General features: G+C 56.3%; 19 protein-coding genes. 6 read left to right on the top strand and 13 right to left on the bottom strand.

What is annotated here, in order from left to right:
- Positions 1–7: 7 nt before the first annotated feature.
- Complete coding sequence (locus ACI2JR_RS23270) at positions 8–280, bottom strand: PTS sugar transporter subunit IIB (RefSeq protein ID WP_004865143.1); 273 nt, start codon at positions 278–280, stop codon at positions 8–10.
- 80 nt (positions 281–360) lie between these two features.
- Positions 361–804: a PTS sugar transporter subunit IIA gene (locus ACI2JR_RS23265; protein ID WP_132726296.1), complete on the bottom strand. Its 444-nt coding sequence runs from the start codon at positions 802–804 to the stop codon at positions 361–363.
- Positions 805–1,039: 235 nt separating this feature from the next.
- Between ACI2JR_RS23265 and ACI2JR_RS23260 the strand changes: the two genes are divergently transcribed.
- Positions 1,040–2,059 carry a LacI family DNA-binding transcriptional regulator gene (locus ACI2JR_RS23260; protein ID WP_132725708.1) on the top strand — a complete coding sequence of 340 codons (1,020 nt, stop codon included), beginning with the start codon at positions 1,040–1,042 and terminating at the stop codon, positions 2,057–2,059.
- Between the two features lie 3 nt (positions 2,060–2,062).
- Here the strand turns inward: ACI2JR_RS23260 and yfcD are convergent, their stop codons facing one another.
- The 4 genes from yfcD to ACI2JR_RS23240 all read right to left on the bottom strand — a co-directional run bounded on the left by yfcD (position 2,063) and on the right by ACI2JR_RS23240 (position 5,460).
- Complete coding sequence (gene yfcD, locus ACI2JR_RS23255) at positions 2,063–2,635, bottom strand: NUDIX hydrolase YfcD (RefSeq protein ID WP_132725711.1); 573 nt, start codon at positions 2,633–2,635, stop codon at positions 2,063–2,065.
- 57 nt (positions 2,636–2,692) lie between these two features.
- Positions 2,693–3,244 carry a phosphodiesterase gene (gene yfcE / locus ACI2JR_RS23250; protein ID WP_132725713.1) on the bottom strand — a complete coding sequence of 184 codons (552 nt, stop codon included), beginning with the start codon at positions 3,242–3,244 and terminating at the stop codon, positions 2,693–2,695.
- A gap of 56 nt (positions 3,245–3,300) precedes the next feature.
- Positions 3,301–3,945, bottom strand: a complete 645-nt coding sequence (gene yfcF, locus ACI2JR_RS23245) for a glutathione transferase (protein ID WP_462479568.1) — start codon at positions 3,943–3,945, stop codon at positions 3,301–3,303.
- 96 nt (positions 3,946–4,041) lie between these two features.
- Positions 4,042–5,460, bottom strand: coding sequence for an aldehyde dehydrogenase family protein (locus ACI2JR_RS23240; protein WP_462479567.1), 1,419 nt, complete (start codon positions 5,458–5,460; stop codon positions 4,042–4,044).
- A gap of 103 nt (positions 5,461–5,563) precedes the next feature.
- Between ACI2JR_RS23240 and ACI2JR_RS23235 the strand changes: the two genes are divergently transcribed.
- The 5 genes from ACI2JR_RS23235 (at position 5,564) to ACI2JR_RS23215 (ending at position 9,161) form a co-directional block, all read left to right on the top strand.
- Positions 5,564–6,478, top strand: a complete 915-nt coding sequence (locus ACI2JR_RS23235) for a LysR family transcriptional regulator (protein WP_462479566.1) — start codon at positions 5,564–5,566, stop codon at positions 6,476–6,478.
- Between the two features lie 72 nt (positions 6,479–6,550).
- Complete coding sequence (yfcG, locus tag ACI2JR_RS23230) at positions 6,551–7,180, top strand: GSH-dependent disulfide bond oxidoreductase (protein ID WP_462479565.1); 630 nt, start codon at positions 6,551–6,553, stop codon at positions 7,178–7,180.
- A 65-nt stretch (positions 7,181–7,245) separates the two neighbouring features.
- A complete protein-coding gene (gene folX, locus ACI2JR_RS23225) occupies positions 7,246–7,608 on the top strand; it encodes a dihydroneopterin triphosphate 2'-epimerase (protein ID WP_132725726.1) in 363 nt (120 codons plus the stop codon).
- Positions 7,609–7,626: 18 nt separating this feature from the next.
- The gene (locus ACI2JR_RS23220; protein WP_132725728.1) at positions 7,627–8,520 is read left to right on the top strand and encodes a TIGR01777 family oxidoreductase; all 894 of its coding nucleotides are present in this window, start codon (positions 7,627–7,629) and stop codon (positions 8,518–8,520) included.
- 143 nt (positions 8,521–8,663) lie between these two features.
- Positions 8,664–9,161, top strand: coding sequence for a GNAT family N-acetyltransferase (locus tag ACI2JR_RS23215; protein ID WP_132725730.1), 498 nt, complete (start codon positions 8,664–8,666; stop codon positions 9,159–9,161).
- Positions 9,162–9,200: 39 nt separating this feature from the next.
- Here the strand turns inward: ACI2JR_RS23215 and hisP are convergent, their stop codons facing one another.
- The 7 genes from hisP to purF form a co-directional block, all read right to left on the bottom strand.
- Positions 9,201–9,974, bottom strand: a complete 774-nt coding sequence (gene hisP / locus ACI2JR_RS23210; protein ID WP_132725733.1) for a histidine ABC transporter ATP-binding protein HisP — start codon at positions 9,972–9,974, stop codon at positions 9,201–9,203.
- Positions 9,975–9,981: 7 nt separating this feature from the next.
- Positions 9,982–10,698 carry an ABC transporter permease gene (locus ACI2JR_RS23205; protein WP_132725736.1) on the bottom strand — a complete coding sequence of 239 codons (717 nt, stop codon included), beginning with the start codon at positions 10,696–10,698 and terminating at the stop codon, positions 9,982–9,984.
- On the bottom strand, positions 10,695–11,381 hold the full coding sequence (locus ACI2JR_RS23200) for a histidine ABC transporter permease HisQ (protein WP_132725739.1): 687 nt from the start codon (positions 11,379–11,381) through the stop codon (positions 10,695–10,697). Before ACI2JR_RS23200 ends, ACI2JR_RS23205 begins: the two co-directional genes overlap by 4 nt.
- Before the next feature lie 66 nt (positions 11,382–11,447).
- Positions 11,448–12,230: a histidine ABC transporter substrate-binding protein HisJ gene (gene hisJ / locus ACI2JR_RS23195; protein ID WP_132725742.1), complete on the bottom strand. Its 783-nt coding sequence runs from the start codon at positions 12,228–12,230 to the stop codon at positions 11,448–11,450.
- 265 nt (positions 12,231–12,495) lie between these two features.
- The gene (gene argT / locus ACI2JR_RS23190; RefSeq protein ID WP_132725745.1) at positions 12,496–13,278 is read right to left on the bottom strand and encodes a lysine/arginine/ornithine ABC transporter substrate-binding protein ArgT; all 783 of its coding nucleotides are present in this window, start codon (positions 13,276–13,278) and stop codon (positions 12,496–12,498) included.
- A 280-nt stretch (positions 13,279–13,558) separates the two neighbouring features.
- Positions 13,559–14,143 (bottom strand): UbiX family flavin prenyltransferase, encoded by a 585-nt coding sequence (locus ACI2JR_RS23185; RefSeq protein ID WP_132725747.1) that lies wholly within the window; start codon positions 14,141–14,143, stop codon positions 13,559–13,561.
- Positions 14,144–14,286: 143 nt separating this feature from the next.
- Positions 14,287–15,747 (bottom strand): amidophosphoribosyltransferase (gene purF / locus ACI2JR_RS23180; protein ID WP_462479564.1); only part of this gene is annotated, 1,461 nt, incomplete at its 5' end.

Genomic DNA, 15,747 nt, shown 5'->3' with positions numbered 1-15,747 from the left:
AATAAGGTTATTGTTTATCGAACCATGCGCGCAGCTGCGCTTCGAGTTCATTAATATCGATGATGTTTTTAATCACCACCAGCTGGCTTTCCGGTACGCTGGCGCTGGCGGCGATATCTTTCGCCATCACGAACAGATCCGCTGCGCCGGGGGTCGCCGATGACAGATCGGAATGTTCAACTTCGGCCTCGATAGCGAGTTTTTTCAAAACCTTCTTAATATTCATTTCGACCATAAAACTACTGCCGAGGCCGGAGCCACAAATTGCCATGATTTTCATCATTATCACCTTTTTTAGGTACAGTACGTCCGCATTACGCTCGCGCGTAATGTGCGGTGAAATCAGGTTATAAAATTAAATCAGAAACGTGAGATTATTTTTTTAATATCCTCCAGGGTTGTCGCCTGATGTAATTTCCCCATCTCCTCCTCGCTGGAAAATAATTCCGCGAGGGCGGAAATCATCTCAATATGACTATGCTTATCGGGAGCGGCGAGCATAACAATGACATCCACCGGGTCAAACTCTTCGGCGCCAAATGCGACGCCCTCTTCCAGCTTCAGCAGAGACAGCCCTAAACCTTTGGCCCCCTCCTCCGGGCGGGCATGCGGCATCGCCAGACCGGGGGCCAGAACATAATACGGCCCCAGCTTTTGATGCTGGTCGACGATGGCGGTGATATATTCAGGGCCGATAACCCCCGCCGCCAGCAGCGGTCTGGCGCAAAGTTCCAGGGCCTGCCGCCAGTCAGCTACGCTTTTCTGCTGCGTAATAGTTGCATCAGAGATCCATTTTTCCAGCACGTTGTCCCCCATCAGTAAGCCCACGATGAGCAAACTCTATTCAAGCTGACAGCAGTTAACTGCGATTACGGTCACAAAGATAGCGCTACCATCGGCTAACATTCAAAATTGTGATAGCGCTATCAATTTGCGTTTTGCCGAGGAAAACACAGCAAAAAAAAGGATTTAAGGCGTATACTCCGTGAAAGGTGAAATAAAGGATGATGGTAAAAGCATCTGCTCTGCAGGAATTCGTATGTCTCTAACCCGAAAACGGCGTAGTACCGGTAAAGTGACTCTCGCCGACGTTGCCCAGCTTGCCGGCGTGGGAACCATGACCGTTTCACGCGCATTGCGCACCCCTGAACAGGTTTCCGATAAACTGCGCGAAAAAATCGAAGCCGCGGTGCAGGAACTGGGATATATGCCCAATCTCGCCGCCAGCGCGCTGGCGTCCGCTTCATCGTGGACCATCGCGATGGTGGTACCTAATCTTGCCGAGGCAGGATGTTCAGCCATGTTTGCCGGTCTGCAGCAGGTATTACAGCCCGCCGGCTATCAGATCATGCTTGCGGAATCACAGCACCGTCTGGAACAGGAAGAAAAGCTGCTGGAAACCCTGCTAGCTTCCAATATTGCCGCGGCGATTCTGCTGAGCGTCGAGCACAGCGATACCGTGCGCCACTGGCTAAAAAACGCCTCCATTCCGGTCATGGAAATGGGGGCGATGCGCGCCGACCCGATTGATATGAATATCGGTATCGATAATGTGGCCGCCATGTATGAACTGACGGAAATGGTCATTAAGCGCGGCTATCAGAATATCGGCCTGCTGTGCGCTAACCAGGAGCAGTGGATTTTTCAGCAGCACCTGCAGGGGTGGTATAAGGCGATGCTGCGCCATCATCTGTCGCCCAACAGGGTGATTAACGCCGCCCTGCCACCGAATTTCTCCACCGGCGCCTCCCAGCTGCCGGAATTTTTACTGGCGTGGCCGGAACTGGATGCCCTGGTCTGCGTTTCAGATGAGCTAGCCTGCGGGGTGTTGTATGAATGCCAGCGCCGACGCATCAAAGTGCCTGACGATCTGGCCGTTGTCGGGTTTGGCAACAGCGATGTGAGCCGGGTGTGCCAGCCGCCGTTAACAACCATGACGGTACCGCACCATAAGATTGGCATTGAGGCCGGGCGGGCGCTGCTGGAACGGCTTAACGACGGGGACTGGAGCGACCGGAAGGCGATCGTCTCCAGTTTATGTCTGCGGGATAGCTGCTAAAGGCTATTCGGCTGCTTCCGGTTTTTCTGCTTTTTCCGGTTTTTCCGCTTTTACCTGGTCATTATTGGCGTTGCGGGTCATCCACAGCGCCAGCGCTTTCAACGAATCCGGGGTAAACTCATCGCAGCGGGCGGTAATCTCTTCCGGCGTCAGCCAGCACACTTCGCTCACTTCCTCTTCCTGCAACGCAAACGGTCCGTGCGACACGCAGCTAAACAGGCTTCCCCAGACGCGACAGTGTTGATCTTCATAATAGAACTGCCCGTGATCGGCGAAGGGGACGCCGGCAATACCCAGCTCTTCTTCCGCTTCGCGACGGGCGGAATCCAGCAGTTGCTCATCCGCCTGCACGACGCCGCCAGCGGTGGCGTCCAGCATGCCCGGCTGAAAATCTTTCGTCTCGGTACGACGCTGCACGAGGATTTTGCCCATCCCATCATGAACAACAATATAGGTCGCACGATGACGCAAACACTGCGCGCGCATCTGCTCGCGGCTGGCTTGCGCGATCACCTCATTGTTTTCATTAACAATATCTACCCATTCTGTGCTTGCCAAATCGTTCTGTTCCGCCATCAGGAAACCTTACTTTTAAAAGCGCTCTTGCGGCGCGTCTTTACGGTTGGGGGTAAATTACGGGTTAATTGCCACCTCTGCAATAACCTGGTGATCATAGAGTGCTAAAACCTGCAGTCGATCCCCTTCCAGCAGGCCATAGCTGGCGGCGAATCCCCCTTTGGGAATACTGACCGAACCGGGATTGAAAAGAAAAACATCGCCGCGCTTCTCGGCTACCGGGATATGAGTATGACCATAAACCAGCACATCGCCAGCGGCCAGCGGCGGCATTTTTTCGGGGCTATACAGATGCCCGTGGGTCAGAAACAGACGGCAGCGTTGGCTCAGCACCTGCTGCCAGGGGGCGGTGATGGGAAAGTCCAGCAGCATCTGATCGACTTCGCTGTCACAGTTGCCGCGCACGGCGATAATGCGCTGCGCCACGCGGTTGAGCTGCACGGCCACTTCCGCCGGCGCGTAGCCTTCGGGTAGCGCATTACGCGGCCCATGATTGAGCACATCACCGAGAATAATCAGCCACTGCGCCCCACTTTGCGCGAACCGTTGCAGAACGCGTTCAGTAGCGGGCAGGGAACCATGAATATCCGATGCAAACATCAGCTTCATTTCTTCCATCTCCACGCATTTCGATACGCCTATGATAGCGGAACCGCCGGCGCTATTCAGCCGGCACGTTTAGCTGACAGTGCGGCAAAGCGCTGAACCGACGCGCGCTGCCACTGGAATGTCGCGTAGTCCGCCAGCGGCTCCGGCACCTCATCGCCGTTAAGCACCAGTCGGTTGAGCATCAGCGCAAGATCGGTATCGGCAATTGACCATTCGCCGAACAGATTGGGGCCGCCGTGGGCCAGCAGCGCAGCGGCGGCCTCAAACAGCAGAGCGGCGCTTTTCCGCCCCGCGTCACTCAGCGGCGGCTTCTTCTCGCCCGCGAAAACCACCGCCGTCGAACGCTCCTCGCGAATCGGCACCAGATCGCTGCGCAGCCAGGCCTGCACCTGGCGCGCCCGCGCCCGCTTTTGCAGGTCATGAGGATAGAGCCGCTCCCACTCCGGCGGGGCAAAACGCTCATCGAGATATTCGGTAATGGCGGAAGATTCGCTGAGAGAAAAATCGTCAACGTCCAGCAGCGGCACGCGACGGGTCACGGCGTAACCTTTCCAGCCGGGCTGCCGGTTCTCACCGCGATTCAGATCGACCGTTTTGAGGGTAAAAGGCAGGCTCTTTTCCTGCAGAGCAACGTATACGGACATCACGTACGGCGAGAAGAAACTGGAATCGGACCACAGGGTAATGACGGGCTGGCTCATGGCATCCTCAAAAATCATGGGGCGATAAGTCAACATATCCTGTCTTTTGAGGGATGTCACTTATCGCACCATGAGGATTTTGCATCGTCCGGAGGGTTAACCCACGACCACCGTTTTCGGCTCCAGATAAGCCTGCATCCCCCATTTCCCCATTTCACGCCCCAGCCCGGATTGCTTAAAGCCGCCAAACGGCGCCAGCGGTTCATTGTCGAGAGTATTCACCAGCACCCGGCCGGATTCAATCTCCAGCGCCACCTCCTCGCCGCGCTGTCGATCCCCGCTTAACACGAGTGCGCTCAGGCCATAGGAGGTGTCGTTGGCAATCGCGATGGCCTGCGCCCGATCCTGATAAGGGATCAGCACCAGTACCGGGCCAAAGATCTCTTCCCGCGCAATGCGCATCTGGTTATGGACGTCGCTAAAGACGGTGGGTTTCACGCACCAGCCTTTTTCCATCCCCTGCGGCCGCCCTTCACCACCGACCAGCAGCCTCGCCCCTTCCTGTTGTCCGAGGCGAATGTAATCCTGCACGCGCTGCCACTGTTTACGGCTGACCATCGGGCCAATCGTGGTCCGCGGATCGCAGGGATCGCCGGAGATATACTCCGCCATTCCCTGTACGATGGCCTGTTCAAACTCCGCCAGACGCTGTTCGGGTACCAGGATACGGGTTCCGGCAATGCAGGCCTGCCCGCTATTCATAAACCCTGCTGCCAGCGCCAGGGACACCGCCTGCCGTGCATCGGCATCATCAAGAATCAGAGTTGGCGATTTACCACCGAGCTCCAGCGTGACGCGTTTCAGGGTTTGCGCCCCGCTTTCGATAATATGTTTCCCCACCGCGGTGGAACCGGTGAACGAAATTTTAGCAATATCAGGATGATGGTTGATAACATCACCCACCACCTCGCCGCGGCCGGTAACGATGTTAACCACGCCGGCCGGGATCTGTGCCGCATGCAGCGCTTCGGTCACGATCTGCGTCTGCCAGGCGCTCATTTCGCTGGGTTTAATCACCGCCGTGCAACCTGCCGCCATCGCCGTCGCCAGCTTGTTGCAGATAAAACCGGCATCGCTGTTCCACGGCGTAATCAATCCCGCCACGCCGACCGGGGTCATCACCACCTGCGCGCGTCCCGCCTGTTCAACAAATTCAAAGCGCGCCAGCGTCTCCATCGCCTGCTTGATGGTTTGCGCAGGCCACTGCGCCATCCACTGCGCGCGTGAAGCCGGGGCGCCATATTCCGTCACAATGGCGGCCTGTAAATCCGCTTCTCGCGCCTGCACCGCCTGATACATTCGTTCCAGCACCGCCAGACGCTGCGGCTTAGTGGTTCGCGACCAGGCCGGGAACGCAGCCCTTGCCGCCGCGATAGCCTGCCGGGCGTCCTCTTCATCCGCCAGTCGCACCAGGCCAATCACCTCCTCGGTCGCCGGGTTGAACAGCGCAAACTCTTCGCTACCGTGCGGGGTCACAAATTCGCCGTTAATATAAATTTTATCGATGTGCTGCATGATGGGGCTCCTCATCTGTGTTGATGAAGGCAGTATAGAGTCGCCGTATTGCCCCGATAAGAAGGTATAATTAACACAGTCTGTCACGAAAATCGGGATAATCATGCATCGTAGCGGTCTTACTGAACTGGAAGTCCTCCTCGCCGTCGCCCACCGGCAGAGTTTTCGCGCCGCCGCCCGGGAGCTGGGTATGTCGGCCACCGCCGTCAGCAATGCCATCGCCGGACTGGAGGCGCGTCTCAACGTGCGTCTGTTTAACCGCACCACCCGCAGCGTGGCGCTGACTGAAGCCGGGCAGCGTTACGTTGAGCGCGTGGCCCCCGCGCTGGCGGAAATTCAGCGCGCGTCGGAAGAGATAGCCACGCAGGCGGAAATGCCCACCGGGACGCTGCGCATCAATGCGCCACGCGAAAGCGTCACCCTGCTGTTTGATCTGTTCGAAAATTTTCTCAAGCGCTATCCGGCGATGCGTCTGGATATCGCCACCGAGTCGCGACTGGTGGATATTGTCGCCGAAGGCTTTGACGCCGGAATCCGCCTGGCGGAATCGCTGCCGCAGGATATGATTGCCGTCCCCCTGACGCCCGACGTGCGGATGCTTATCGTCGGCACGGCGGAGTATTTTGCGCGCCATGGCATCCCGCAAAGCCCGGAAGATCTGCTGCGTCATCAGGGTATCGGGATGCGTATGTCCCACGGCGGCCTCTATCATTGGGAGCTGGAACGGCATCAGCACAAAGTGACGGTCAACGTCCCGCCGCGCATCACCCTAAACGAAATGCGCGCCATCCACCGGGCGGCGCGTTCAGGCATCGGCCTGGCCTTCATCTCCGACTGGTTTATCCAGGACGATCTCGCCAGCGGCAGGCTGATCAGCGTGATGGAGGAATGGTGCCCGTCATTTGGCGGACTGCACCTGTATTACCCCGGCCGTCGCCACGTCCCTCCCGGGCTGAAGGCCTTTATCGCGCTGGTACAGGAGATGCGCGGGCGCCCCGGCGCCGCACGCGCGATTTAGCGCCTCGTTCTGCCGAATCACGGCGGGTCGCCTATACTCGAAACGTTGGGACCTACGATGGCGGGAGACACCATGATCGATCTTTACTACGCACCCACCCCTAACGGCCAAAAAATCGTGCTGTTCCTCGAAGAGGCGCAGCTGGCCTACCGCCTGATTCGGGTCGATATCAATAAGGGCGAACAGTTCCGCCCGCAGTTTCTCGCCATCTCGCCGAATAATAAAATTCCCGCCATCGTCGACCACGTTCCCCTCGACGGCGGTGCGCCGTTAAGTCTGTTTGAGTCCGGGGCGATTCTGCTCTATCTGGCGGAGAAATCCGGGAAACTGCTCAGCGGCGAGCTGCGTGAGCGCTATGCCACGCTGCAGTGGCTGTTCTGGCAGGTCAGCGGCTTAGGCCCCATGCTGGGACAAAATCACCATTTCAACCATAGCGCGCCGCAGACGGTGCCCTATGCCATCGAACGTTATCAGGTGGAGACCCAGCGCTTGTACAACGTGCTGAACCACCGTCTGGAGGCCAGCCCGTGGCTTGGCGGCGAGCACTACAGTATTGCCGATATTGCCTGCTGGCCGTGGGTTAGCGCGCACCCACGCCAGCGCATCGATCTCGCAAATTTTCCGGCGGTCCATAACTGGTTTGAGCGCATTCGCCAGCGCCCGGCAACCGAGCAGGCCCTGCTGAAAGTTCAACAATATTAACCCCCTGCTCGCCAGGCGTGCTTTGATGTATGATTGCGGAAATTACTACACGGAGGAAGCCTGCAATGTCTCAGCCAGACGCCATTATTCGTATAAAGAACCTGCGCTTACGTACTTTTATTGGGATTAAAGAGGAAGAGATCGCCAACCGTCAGGATGTGGTGGTGAACGTGGCGATTCACTACCCGGCGGACAGGTCGCGCAACAGCGAAGATATCAATGATGCTCTGAATTACCGCACTATCACCAAAAGCATCATCAGCCACATTGAGAATAACCGCTTCTCGTTGCTGGAAAAATTAACTCAGGATGTGCTCGATATCGCATGCGAACACCACTGGGTCACTTATGCTGAAGTAGAGATCGATAAACTTCACGCACTGCGCTACGCCGACTCGGTCTCCATGACCATGAGCTGGCGGCGATAAGCTGCTTAGGGAGGCGCTATGAAGATTCTGCTTACTGGCGGTACCGGCCTGATTGGCCGGCATCTGATCCCCCGGCTGCTGGAGCTTGGGCATCACGTAACGGTATCCACGCGCAGCCCTGACAAAGCGCAAACCCGGCTGGATGCCCGCGTCACCCTGTGGCGCGGCTTCGACGGTCAGCATAACCTTAATGATATGGATGCCGTTATCAACCTGGCGGGCGAACCCATTGCCGATAAACGCTGGACGGCGGAGCAAAAACAGCGCCTGTGCCACAGCCGCTGGGATATCACGCAAAAGCTGGTGAGCTTATTCAACGCCAGCGATACCCCACCGGCGGTGCTGATTAGCGGTTCTGCCGCCGGGTATTACGGCGATCTCGGTGAAGTCGTCGTCACCGAAGAAGAGCCGCCGCATAATGAATTCACCCATAAACTCTGCGCGCGCTGGGAACAGCTGGCCTGCGAAGCGCAAAGCGATCGTACCCGCGTCTGCCTGCTGCGCACCGGCGTGGTGCTGGCGCCCAGGGGCGGGATCCTCGCCAAAATGACGCCGGCCTTTAAGCTCGGGCTTGGCGGCCCTATCGGCAGCGGCAGGCAGTATCTGGCGTGGATTCATATCGACGATATGGTCAACGGTATCCTGTGGCTGCTGGATAACGATCTGCGCGGACCGTTTAATATGGTCTCCCCCTATCCGGTTCGCAACGAGCAGTTCGCCCACGCCCTCGGACATGCGCTGAATCGCCCGGCGATTTTCCGCGTTCCGGCGGCGGCTATTCGTCTGCTGATGGGAGAATCCTCGGTACTGGTGCTCGGCGGCCAGCGGGCGTTGCCAAAACGCCTTGAAGCCTCCGGATTCGGCTTCCGCTGGTACGATCTCGAAGAAGCGTTAGAGGATGTGCTGGGGTGAGCTGGCCGGTTGTCGCCTACCCTGCCAGCCAGAGCATCATTTCAGGCGCGCCGTTGGCCTGCTGAAAGGGTGGGGTCAACGATCGTTTTTTCGTAAGGATTCTGGTGGTAAGGTAGGTCCACGATCCACCGAATAATCTGCTTATGACGATCCTGACAACCCCGCGGCTGCTGCTTTCTCCATTTACCGAATCCGACTGGCCTTTTTTCCAGCGCCTGCGCAGCGACCGCGAGGTGATGCGCTTTATGGGCGAATGCCTTGATGAACCCGCGCTGCGTACCCTGTTTGCTGCCCGCTGCGCCGACCCCGGCGTATTTGTGCTCCGCGGCCAGGAGGGACAAGCCATCGGCGATATTGGCCTGCGCATCAGCGGTAAAAACCCATATGAAGCCGACATCGGCTACGCTCTCCTGCCGGAGGCGCAGGGCAAGGGCTATGCCAGCGAAGCGCTGCGGGCCATCTGTGATTACGGATTTCGTCAGCTCGGGATCCATGCCATTAACGCGTGGGTGCTTGGGGATAACCAGGGATCCGCGCGTTTACTGGAAAAACACGGTTTTACGCGGATTCAGATCCTGGAAAAGGCCTATCACCTGAACGGCGTGGATTATGATGATTGGGTGTATCGCCTGGAACGTTGAGTTTCTCCCGGCGAGGATCGCCGGGAGAAGGCGGAGATATTACTTCAACGAACCGTTGAGGAACTGCTGCAAACGTGGGCTTTTCGGGTTACCGAAAACCTCATCCGGGTGCCCCTCTTCTTCAATCTTGCCCTGATGCAGGAAGATGACGTGTGAGGAAACGTGGCGCGCAAAGCCCATTTCATGGGTAACCACCACCATCGTTTTCCCCTCTTCCGCCAGCTTCTGCATGATCCGCAGGACTTCTCCCACCAGCTCGGGATCGAGCGCCGAGGTCGGTTCGTCAAACAGCAGCACGTCCGGCTCCATCGCCAGCGCACGCGCAATTGAGACACGCTGCTGCTGCCCGCCGGAAAGATGCACCGGATATTTGATCTGTTGCCGCTCGTCAATGCCGACCTTCGCCAGATATTTCACCGCCCGGTCACGCGCTTCCTGCTTGCTGAGTCCCAGCACCTGAATCGGCGCTTCCATAACGTTTTCCAGCACCGTCATGTGGCTCCACAGATTGAAATGCTGAAACACCATCGTCAGGCGGGTACGCAGCAGACGCAGCTGATTTTTATCCGCCACCTTCAGCTGACCGTCTTTGTCGCGAACCAGACCAATATTCTGCCCGTTGACGACAAGCGTGCCTTCACTGGGCTTTTCAAGAAAGTTAATGCAGCGCAAAAAGGTACTTTTACCGGAACCCGATGAGCCGATAATACTGATAACGTCCCCGGCTTTCGCCCGTAACGAGACGCCTTTCAGCACCTCATGCTCGCCGTAACGTTTATGGAGATCGATAACATTTAATTTATTGTCGGACATGGCGGTCTCAATGCGTTGAAGAAGGTTTTATATGCTGCAACCAGCGCTTTTCCGCTTTGCGGAACAAGCTAATCAGCACATACGAAATAATTAAATAGAGCACCGCGGCAATCCCGAAGGCGGTAAACGGCTGATAGGTCGCCGAGTTAATATCCCTGGCGATTTTCAGCAGATCCGGCACGGTGGCGGTAAAGGCCAGCGCGGTGGAGTGCAGCATCAGGATCACTTCATTGCTGTACGCAGGCAGCGCGATGCGCAGCGCCGACGGCAGGATAATGCAGCGATACAGTTTGACCGATGAGAAGCCATATGCCCGCGCCGCTTCAATTTCCCCTGGAGGCACCGAACGAATCGCCCCGGCGAAAATCTCCGTGGTGTAGGCACAGGTATTGAGGGTCAACGCCAGCACCGTACAGTTCAGGCCGCTGCGGAAAAAAGCGTTCAGCAGCTCGGTGCCTTTGACGATTTCCAGCGTATACATCCCGGAGTAAAACACCAGCAGCTGCACATACAGCGGCGTCCCGCGGAACACATAGGTAAAAAGCCAGATCGGAAACTGAATGTATTTGTTGCTTGAGACGCGCCCGATAGCAAGAAACACCGCCAGAATGCCGCCCATCACCACCGAGGAAATTAACAGCCACAGCGTGATGGCCACGCCGGTAAAACGATAGCCGTCGGTCCACAACAGGGATTTCCAGTACTCCTGAATAATCTCAATCACAGGTCAGCCCTCTTCACGCCCACGGAGTAACGGCGTTCAAGCAGCAGCAGTACACCATTGGAAACTGTGGTAAACACGAGATAAACCAGACCGCAGACGATGGCAAAGTAGAACGGCTGCCAGGTGCTTTTCCCCGCCAGCTGCGTGGCCTTGACCACATCTTCCAGCCCCAGCAGAGAAACCAACGCCGTCGCCTTCAGGATAACCTGCCAGTTGTTGCCGATGCCCGGTAGCGCATAGCGCATCATCGCCGGGAAGAGGATCCGCCGGAAAGTCTGCCCGCTGCTGAATCCAAACGCCGTCGCCGCTTCGATATGCCCTTTCGGTACCGCCATAAAGGCGCCGCGGAAGGTTTCGGTAAAATAGGCGCCGTAGATAAAGCCGAGGGTGATAATCCCCGCGACCATCGGGTCGATATCAAACTGCGACATGCCCAGCGCATCGGTGAGCGTATTGAGGGCAATCTGCAGCCCATAGAAAATCAGTAACATCAGCACCAGATCGGGCACGCCACGAATTAAGGTGGTGTAGCCTTCAAAAACCAGCGCCAGTGGTCGATTGCTCGAGAGTTTTGCGCCGGCGCCCGCCAGACCAATAAGGACCGCCAGCACGACCGAACTAAGGGCCAGCTCCAGCGTGACCAGAGCGCCCTGCAATATAACCTGTGAAAACCCGTACAACATGCTGTCTGCCCTGTCTGTCATCGACCATCGCGCGCCAAACTGCGCGCGATGGGGTACGCATGATGCTTAGTCACCGTACACGTTAAAATCGAAATATTTTTTCGCCAGCTTGTCGTAAGTGCCATCTTTGCGCATTTCCGCGAAGGCCTTATTCAGCGCTTCACGCAGTTCGTTGTCCTCTTTACGCAGGCCCATACCGGTGCCGACGCCAAACAGCTTCTCGTCTTTAATGGACGGGCCGCCAAACTGATAATCTTTACCGACCGGCTGCTTGAGGAAGCCTTCGCTGGCGGCGACTTCATCCTGGAACGCCGCGTCGATACGTCCCGCGGTCAGGTCGGAGTAGATATTGTCCTGCCCCTGATAGGAGACAATTTCAATCCCCTTCGGCGCCCAGTGTTCATTGCCGTAGGTTTCCTGGGTGGTGCCCTGCAGCACGCCGATACGCTTGCCTTTCAGTTTGCTGAGATCCGGGGTGATATCGCTGCCCTTTTTCACCACCAGGCGGGAATCCGCAGCGTAGAGTTTGTCGGTGAAGGCGATTTCCTGTTGACGTTTTTCGGTAATCGACAGCGAAGACATGATTGCATCGATTTTCTTCGCTTTTAAAGAGGGGATCAGCGCGTCCAGCGGGTTTTCAACGAAGGTACATTGCGTATTGATACGCTTACACAGCTCTTTTGCCAGATCGATGTCAAAACCAATCAATTCACCCTGCGCATTTTTCGATTCGAACGGGGCATAAGTTGGGTCAGTACCGATACGGACTTTTTGCGGAATGGCGGCGAATACCGTGGAAACGCTGGAAAGGGCCAGCGCTAAAGAAAGAGACAACGCCAGTTTTTTCATAATTATCCTCAACAGACTGTCATTCTAACGGGTTTATTAGAAGTACTTAAGCCAGTTATCGTGCCATTATTCGCCCCGGGAAGGCAAAACATTCTGCGCCGGGAAACTAATTATTTCGCAACATAAACGCTTAACTATGCACTGCCTGCCCGGCAAAAACGCCTTTGCTGCACCAAAGTGAAACAGCGAAGGCAGAACTGCACCATTACAGGGCATTCATAGCGGCGCGCTATCAGCAGGCCCGGTTTCCCGGGCCCGGAGCGGATTAGTCACCATAAACGTTAAAGTCGAAGTATTTCTTCGCCATCTTGTCGTAGGTCCCGTCTTTACGCATCTCGGCCAGCGCTTTGTCAAAAGCGCTTTTCAGCTCGCCATCAGCCTTGCGCAGGCCAATACCGGTACCGTCGCCGAAGAATTGTTTGTCTTTAACCGAAGGGCCGGCAAAAGCGAAATCTTTACCGGCGGGTTGTTTGAGGAAGCCTTCACTGGCGGCGACCTCATCCTGCAGAGCGGCGTCAAGACGGCCTGCGGCAAGGTCGGAATAGATCAGGTCCTGGTTCTGGTAGGCCACCACATCAACGCCCTGGCTACGCCAGCGTTGGTTGCCGTACGCTTCCTGAGTCGAACCCTGCAATACGCCGACATGCTTACCTTTCAACGACTCCACCGTCGGCTGAATCGGGGAACCTTTCGGCGCAATCAGACGAGAATCTGCGGCGTACAGCTTGTCAGAGAAGGCAATCTCCTGCTGACGTTTTTCGGTAATCGATAATGAAGAGATAATGGCGTCGATTTTCTTCGCCTTCAGCGACGGAATTAATGAATCAAAATCACTTCCCACCCAGGTACATTTCACCTTGATACGCGAACACAGTTCATTGCCCAAATCAATATCAAAGCCGACGAAATCACCTTTCGCATCCTTCGACGAGAAAGGGGCGTAGGTGGCATCGGTGCCGATACGGATGCTTTGCGGCAGTGCGGCAAAAGCGCTGGAGGCACTGCTGATTCCCATGATTAAAGAGAGGGCCAGGATCGTCTTCTTCATACAATACCCTTAAGTGTCGTGATGTTGTTATGCGGTGCGTTCTGTCGTGTAGTTATCTGTGTTGCCGACCAACCCTGCAGGTTTTATGCCATCTTCTCAGTGCGTGCTGGAAACAGCGTTAAATTTGTTAATAAAAAGTTGCAGGATTGTCTTAGAAGGGAAGATACCAGCATTAACGGATAAACCGCAGTGCCCGAACGCAAAAAAACAAATTAAATGTCGAGGATTTGATCGAGGCGACAAAATTGCACTACGGGGACGCAAAGGTCGATAAGTCGCACTACTTTGGTGCGTCGACGGGTCCCTGCCAGCGGATAAACAGATCCTGCGGGAGAGTAATATCGAACTGGTCGATCACCCGATTGACCGTCTGGTTGATAATGTCATCCAGGGTTTGTGGGCGGTGATAGAATGCCGGAACGGGAGGCATAATCACCGCGCCCATCTCTGCCGCCTGAACCAGCAGCCGCAGATGGCCGAGGTGGAACGGGGTTTCCCGCACGCAGAGCACCAGCGGGCGGCGCTCTTTGAGCACGACATCCGCCGCGCGGGTCAGCAGGCCGTCCGTATAGCTGTGGACAATGCCTGAAAGCGTTTTCATCGAACAGGGCATAATCGCCATGCCGGTGGTCTTAAACGACCCCGAGGAGATGCTGGCGGCAATATCGCGCGCATCATGGACGACATCTGCCAACGCCTGAACTTCACGCAGGGAATAATCGGTCTCCAGCGCCAGCGTCTGTCGCGCCGCCTGGCTCATAATCAGATGGGTTTCAACATCAGGGACATCACGCAAAACCTGCAGCAATCGCACGCCATAAATCGCCCCGCTGGCGCCAGAAATACCAATGATGAGTCGTTTCACGATGATTGCCCCTTCTGCGTTATGTCGCAGACTTTGCCGGAATATCGCCACCGACGCAAGTCTGGGGACACAAACGGCCGCGCGGCAAAAACAAAAAAGCCCGCGGTCGTCAGACGGCGGGCTTCAGGCAGCAACGTGGCCGGTTAGCCTTCGTTATGCATCTCTAAGTTTTCCACTTCGTTCTGACGCTGTACCGCTTTCGCATCGTCATTACGTAAGGAATCAAGATAATCCAGGTACCGCTGGTCAACGTCTTTGGTGACGTACACGCCATTAAATACGGAGCATTCAAACTGCTGAATATCCGGGTTTTCCGCACGTACGGCTTCAATCAGATCGTTCAGATCCTGGAAAATAAGGCCATCTGCGCCGATGATCTGCCGGATTTCATCCACTTCGCGACCGTGAGCGATGAGCTCCGTCGCCGTCGGCATATCGATACCGTAAACGTTCGGGAAGCGAATCTCTGGCGCAGCGGAAGCCAGATAGACCTTTTTCGCGCCAGCTTCGCGCGCCATCTCGATAATCTGCTCCGAGGTGGTGCCGCGCACAATAGAGTCATCGACCAGCAGGACGTTTTTATCCCGGAACTCTGCGCGGTTAGCATTGAGCTTACGGCGCACGGATTTCCGGCGCAGCTGCTGACCCGGCATGATAAACGTGCGGCCAACATAGCGGTTTTTGACGAACCCCTGGCGATAGGGTTTATCGAGGATCCGGGCGATTTCCAGCGCGATATCGCAGGAGGTTTCCGGAATCGGGATGACCACGTCGATATCCAGATCTTCCCATTCGCGGGCGATCTTCTCGCCCAGCTTGGTGCCCATATTGACGCGGGCGCTGTAAACCGAAATCTTATCGATAAAGGAGTCCGGACGGGCAAAATAGACATACTCGAAGAGGCACGGGTTGCTGACCGGGTTTTCCGCGCACTGGCGGGTAAACAGCTGGCCTTTTTCGGTAATGTACACCGCTTCACCCGGCGCAACGTCGCGCAGAAACTCGAAGCCGAGGGTATCCAGGGCCACGCTTTCGGAAGCGACCATATACTCGGTGCGGCCGTCGCCGACATCACGCTTGCCCAACACCAGAGGACGGATACCGTTCGGATCGCGGAAGGCAACCATCCCGTGACCAATGATCATCGCCACGCAGGCATAGGCGCCGCGGATCTGGCGGTTGGTTGCGGCAATCGCGGCAAAGATGTTATCCGCTTCCAGCGGGTAATGACGGAAGTTATCCAGCTCGCTGGCGAAGATATTGAGCAGGATTTCAGAATCGGAAGTGGTGTTGATGTGGCGGCGTTTTTCTTCAAACAGCTTTTTACGCAGCTCGTGAGCGTTGGTCAGATTGCCGTTGTGCGCCAACGTAATCCCATACGGCGAGTTGACGTAGAAAGGCTGCGCCTCAGAGGCGCTTGAGCTGCCGGCCGTAGGATAGCGGACATGACCAATACCCATATTGCCCTGCATACGCTGCATGTGGCGAGCCTCAAAAATATCGCTCACCATCCCATTTGCCTTCCGCAAACGGAAACAGTTATTTGCATCAATGGTGAGGCAGCCTGCGGCATCCTGGCCACGATGCTGAAGCACCGTTAACGC

Origin of the sequence: Klebsiella sp. NPDC088457 (genome assembly GCF_044900465.1) — a bacterium.
GTDB lineage: Bacteria > Pseudomonadota > Gammaproteobacteria > Enterobacterales > Enterobacteriaceae > Klebsiella.
This window is presented reverse-complemented; position numbering and strand designations above follow the sequence as displayed.

Excerpts from the sequence above, each read along its gene's own strand:
- ACI2JR_RS23260 (WP_132725708.1), top strand. The coding sequence starts at position 1,040 with ATGTCTCTAACCCGAAAACGGCGTAGTACCGGTAAAGTGACTCTCGCC.
- hisJ (WP_132725742.1), bottom strand. The coding sequence starts at position 12,230 with ATGAAAAAACTGGCGTTGTCTCTTTCTTTAGCGCTGGCCCTTTCCAGC.
- ACI2JR_RS23220 (WP_132725728.1), top strand. The coding sequence starts at position 7,627 with ATGAAGATTCTGCTTACTGGCGGTACCGGCCTGATTGGCCGGCATCTG.
- ACI2JR_RS23215 (WP_132725730.1), top strand. The coding sequence starts at position 8,664 with ATGACGATCCTGACAACCCCGCGGCTGCTGCTTTCTCCATTTACCGAA.
- ACI2JR_RS23270 (WP_004865143.1), bottom strand. The coding sequence starts at position 280 with ATGAAAATCATGGCAATTTGTGGCTCCGGCCTCGGCAGTAGTTTTATG.
- folX (WP_132725726.1), top strand. The coding sequence starts at position 7,246 with ATGTCTCAGCCAGACGCCATTATTCGTATAAAGAACCTGCGCTTACGT.
- yfcG (WP_462479565.1), top strand. The coding sequence starts at position 6,551 with ATGATCGATCTTTACTACGCACCCACCCCTAACGGCCAAAAAATCGTG.
- ACI2JR_RS23200 (WP_132725739.1), bottom strand. The coding sequence starts at position 11,381 with ATGTTGTACGGGTTTTCACAGGTTATATTGCAGGGCGCTCTGGTCACG.
- yfcD (WP_132725711.1), bottom strand. The coding sequence starts at position 2,635 with ATGGCGGAACAGAACGATTTGGCAAGCACAGAATGGGTAGATATTGTT.
- yfcE (WP_132725713.1), bottom strand. The coding sequence starts at position 3,244 with ATGAAGCTGATGTTTGCATCGGATATTCATGGTTCCCTGCCCGCTACT.
- ACI2JR_RS23240 (WP_462479567.1), bottom strand. The coding sequence starts at position 5,460 with ATGCAGCACATCGATAAAATTTATATTAACGGCGAATTTGTGACCCCG.
- hisP (WP_132725733.1), bottom strand. The coding sequence starts at position 9,974 with ATGTCCGACAATAAATTAAATGTTATCGATCTCCATAAACGTTACGGC.
- argT (WP_132725745.1), bottom strand. The coding sequence starts at position 13,278 with ATGAAGAAGACGATCCTGGCCCTCTCTTTAATCATGGGAATCAGCAGT.
- yfcF (WP_462479568.1), bottom strand. The coding sequence starts at position 3,945 with ATGAGCCAGCCCGTCATTACCCTGTGGTCCGATTCCAGTTTCTTCTCG.
- ACI2JR_RS23235 (WP_462479566.1), top strand. The coding sequence starts at position 5,564 with ATGCATCGTAGCGGTCTTACTGAACTGGAAGTCCTCCTCGCCGTCGCC.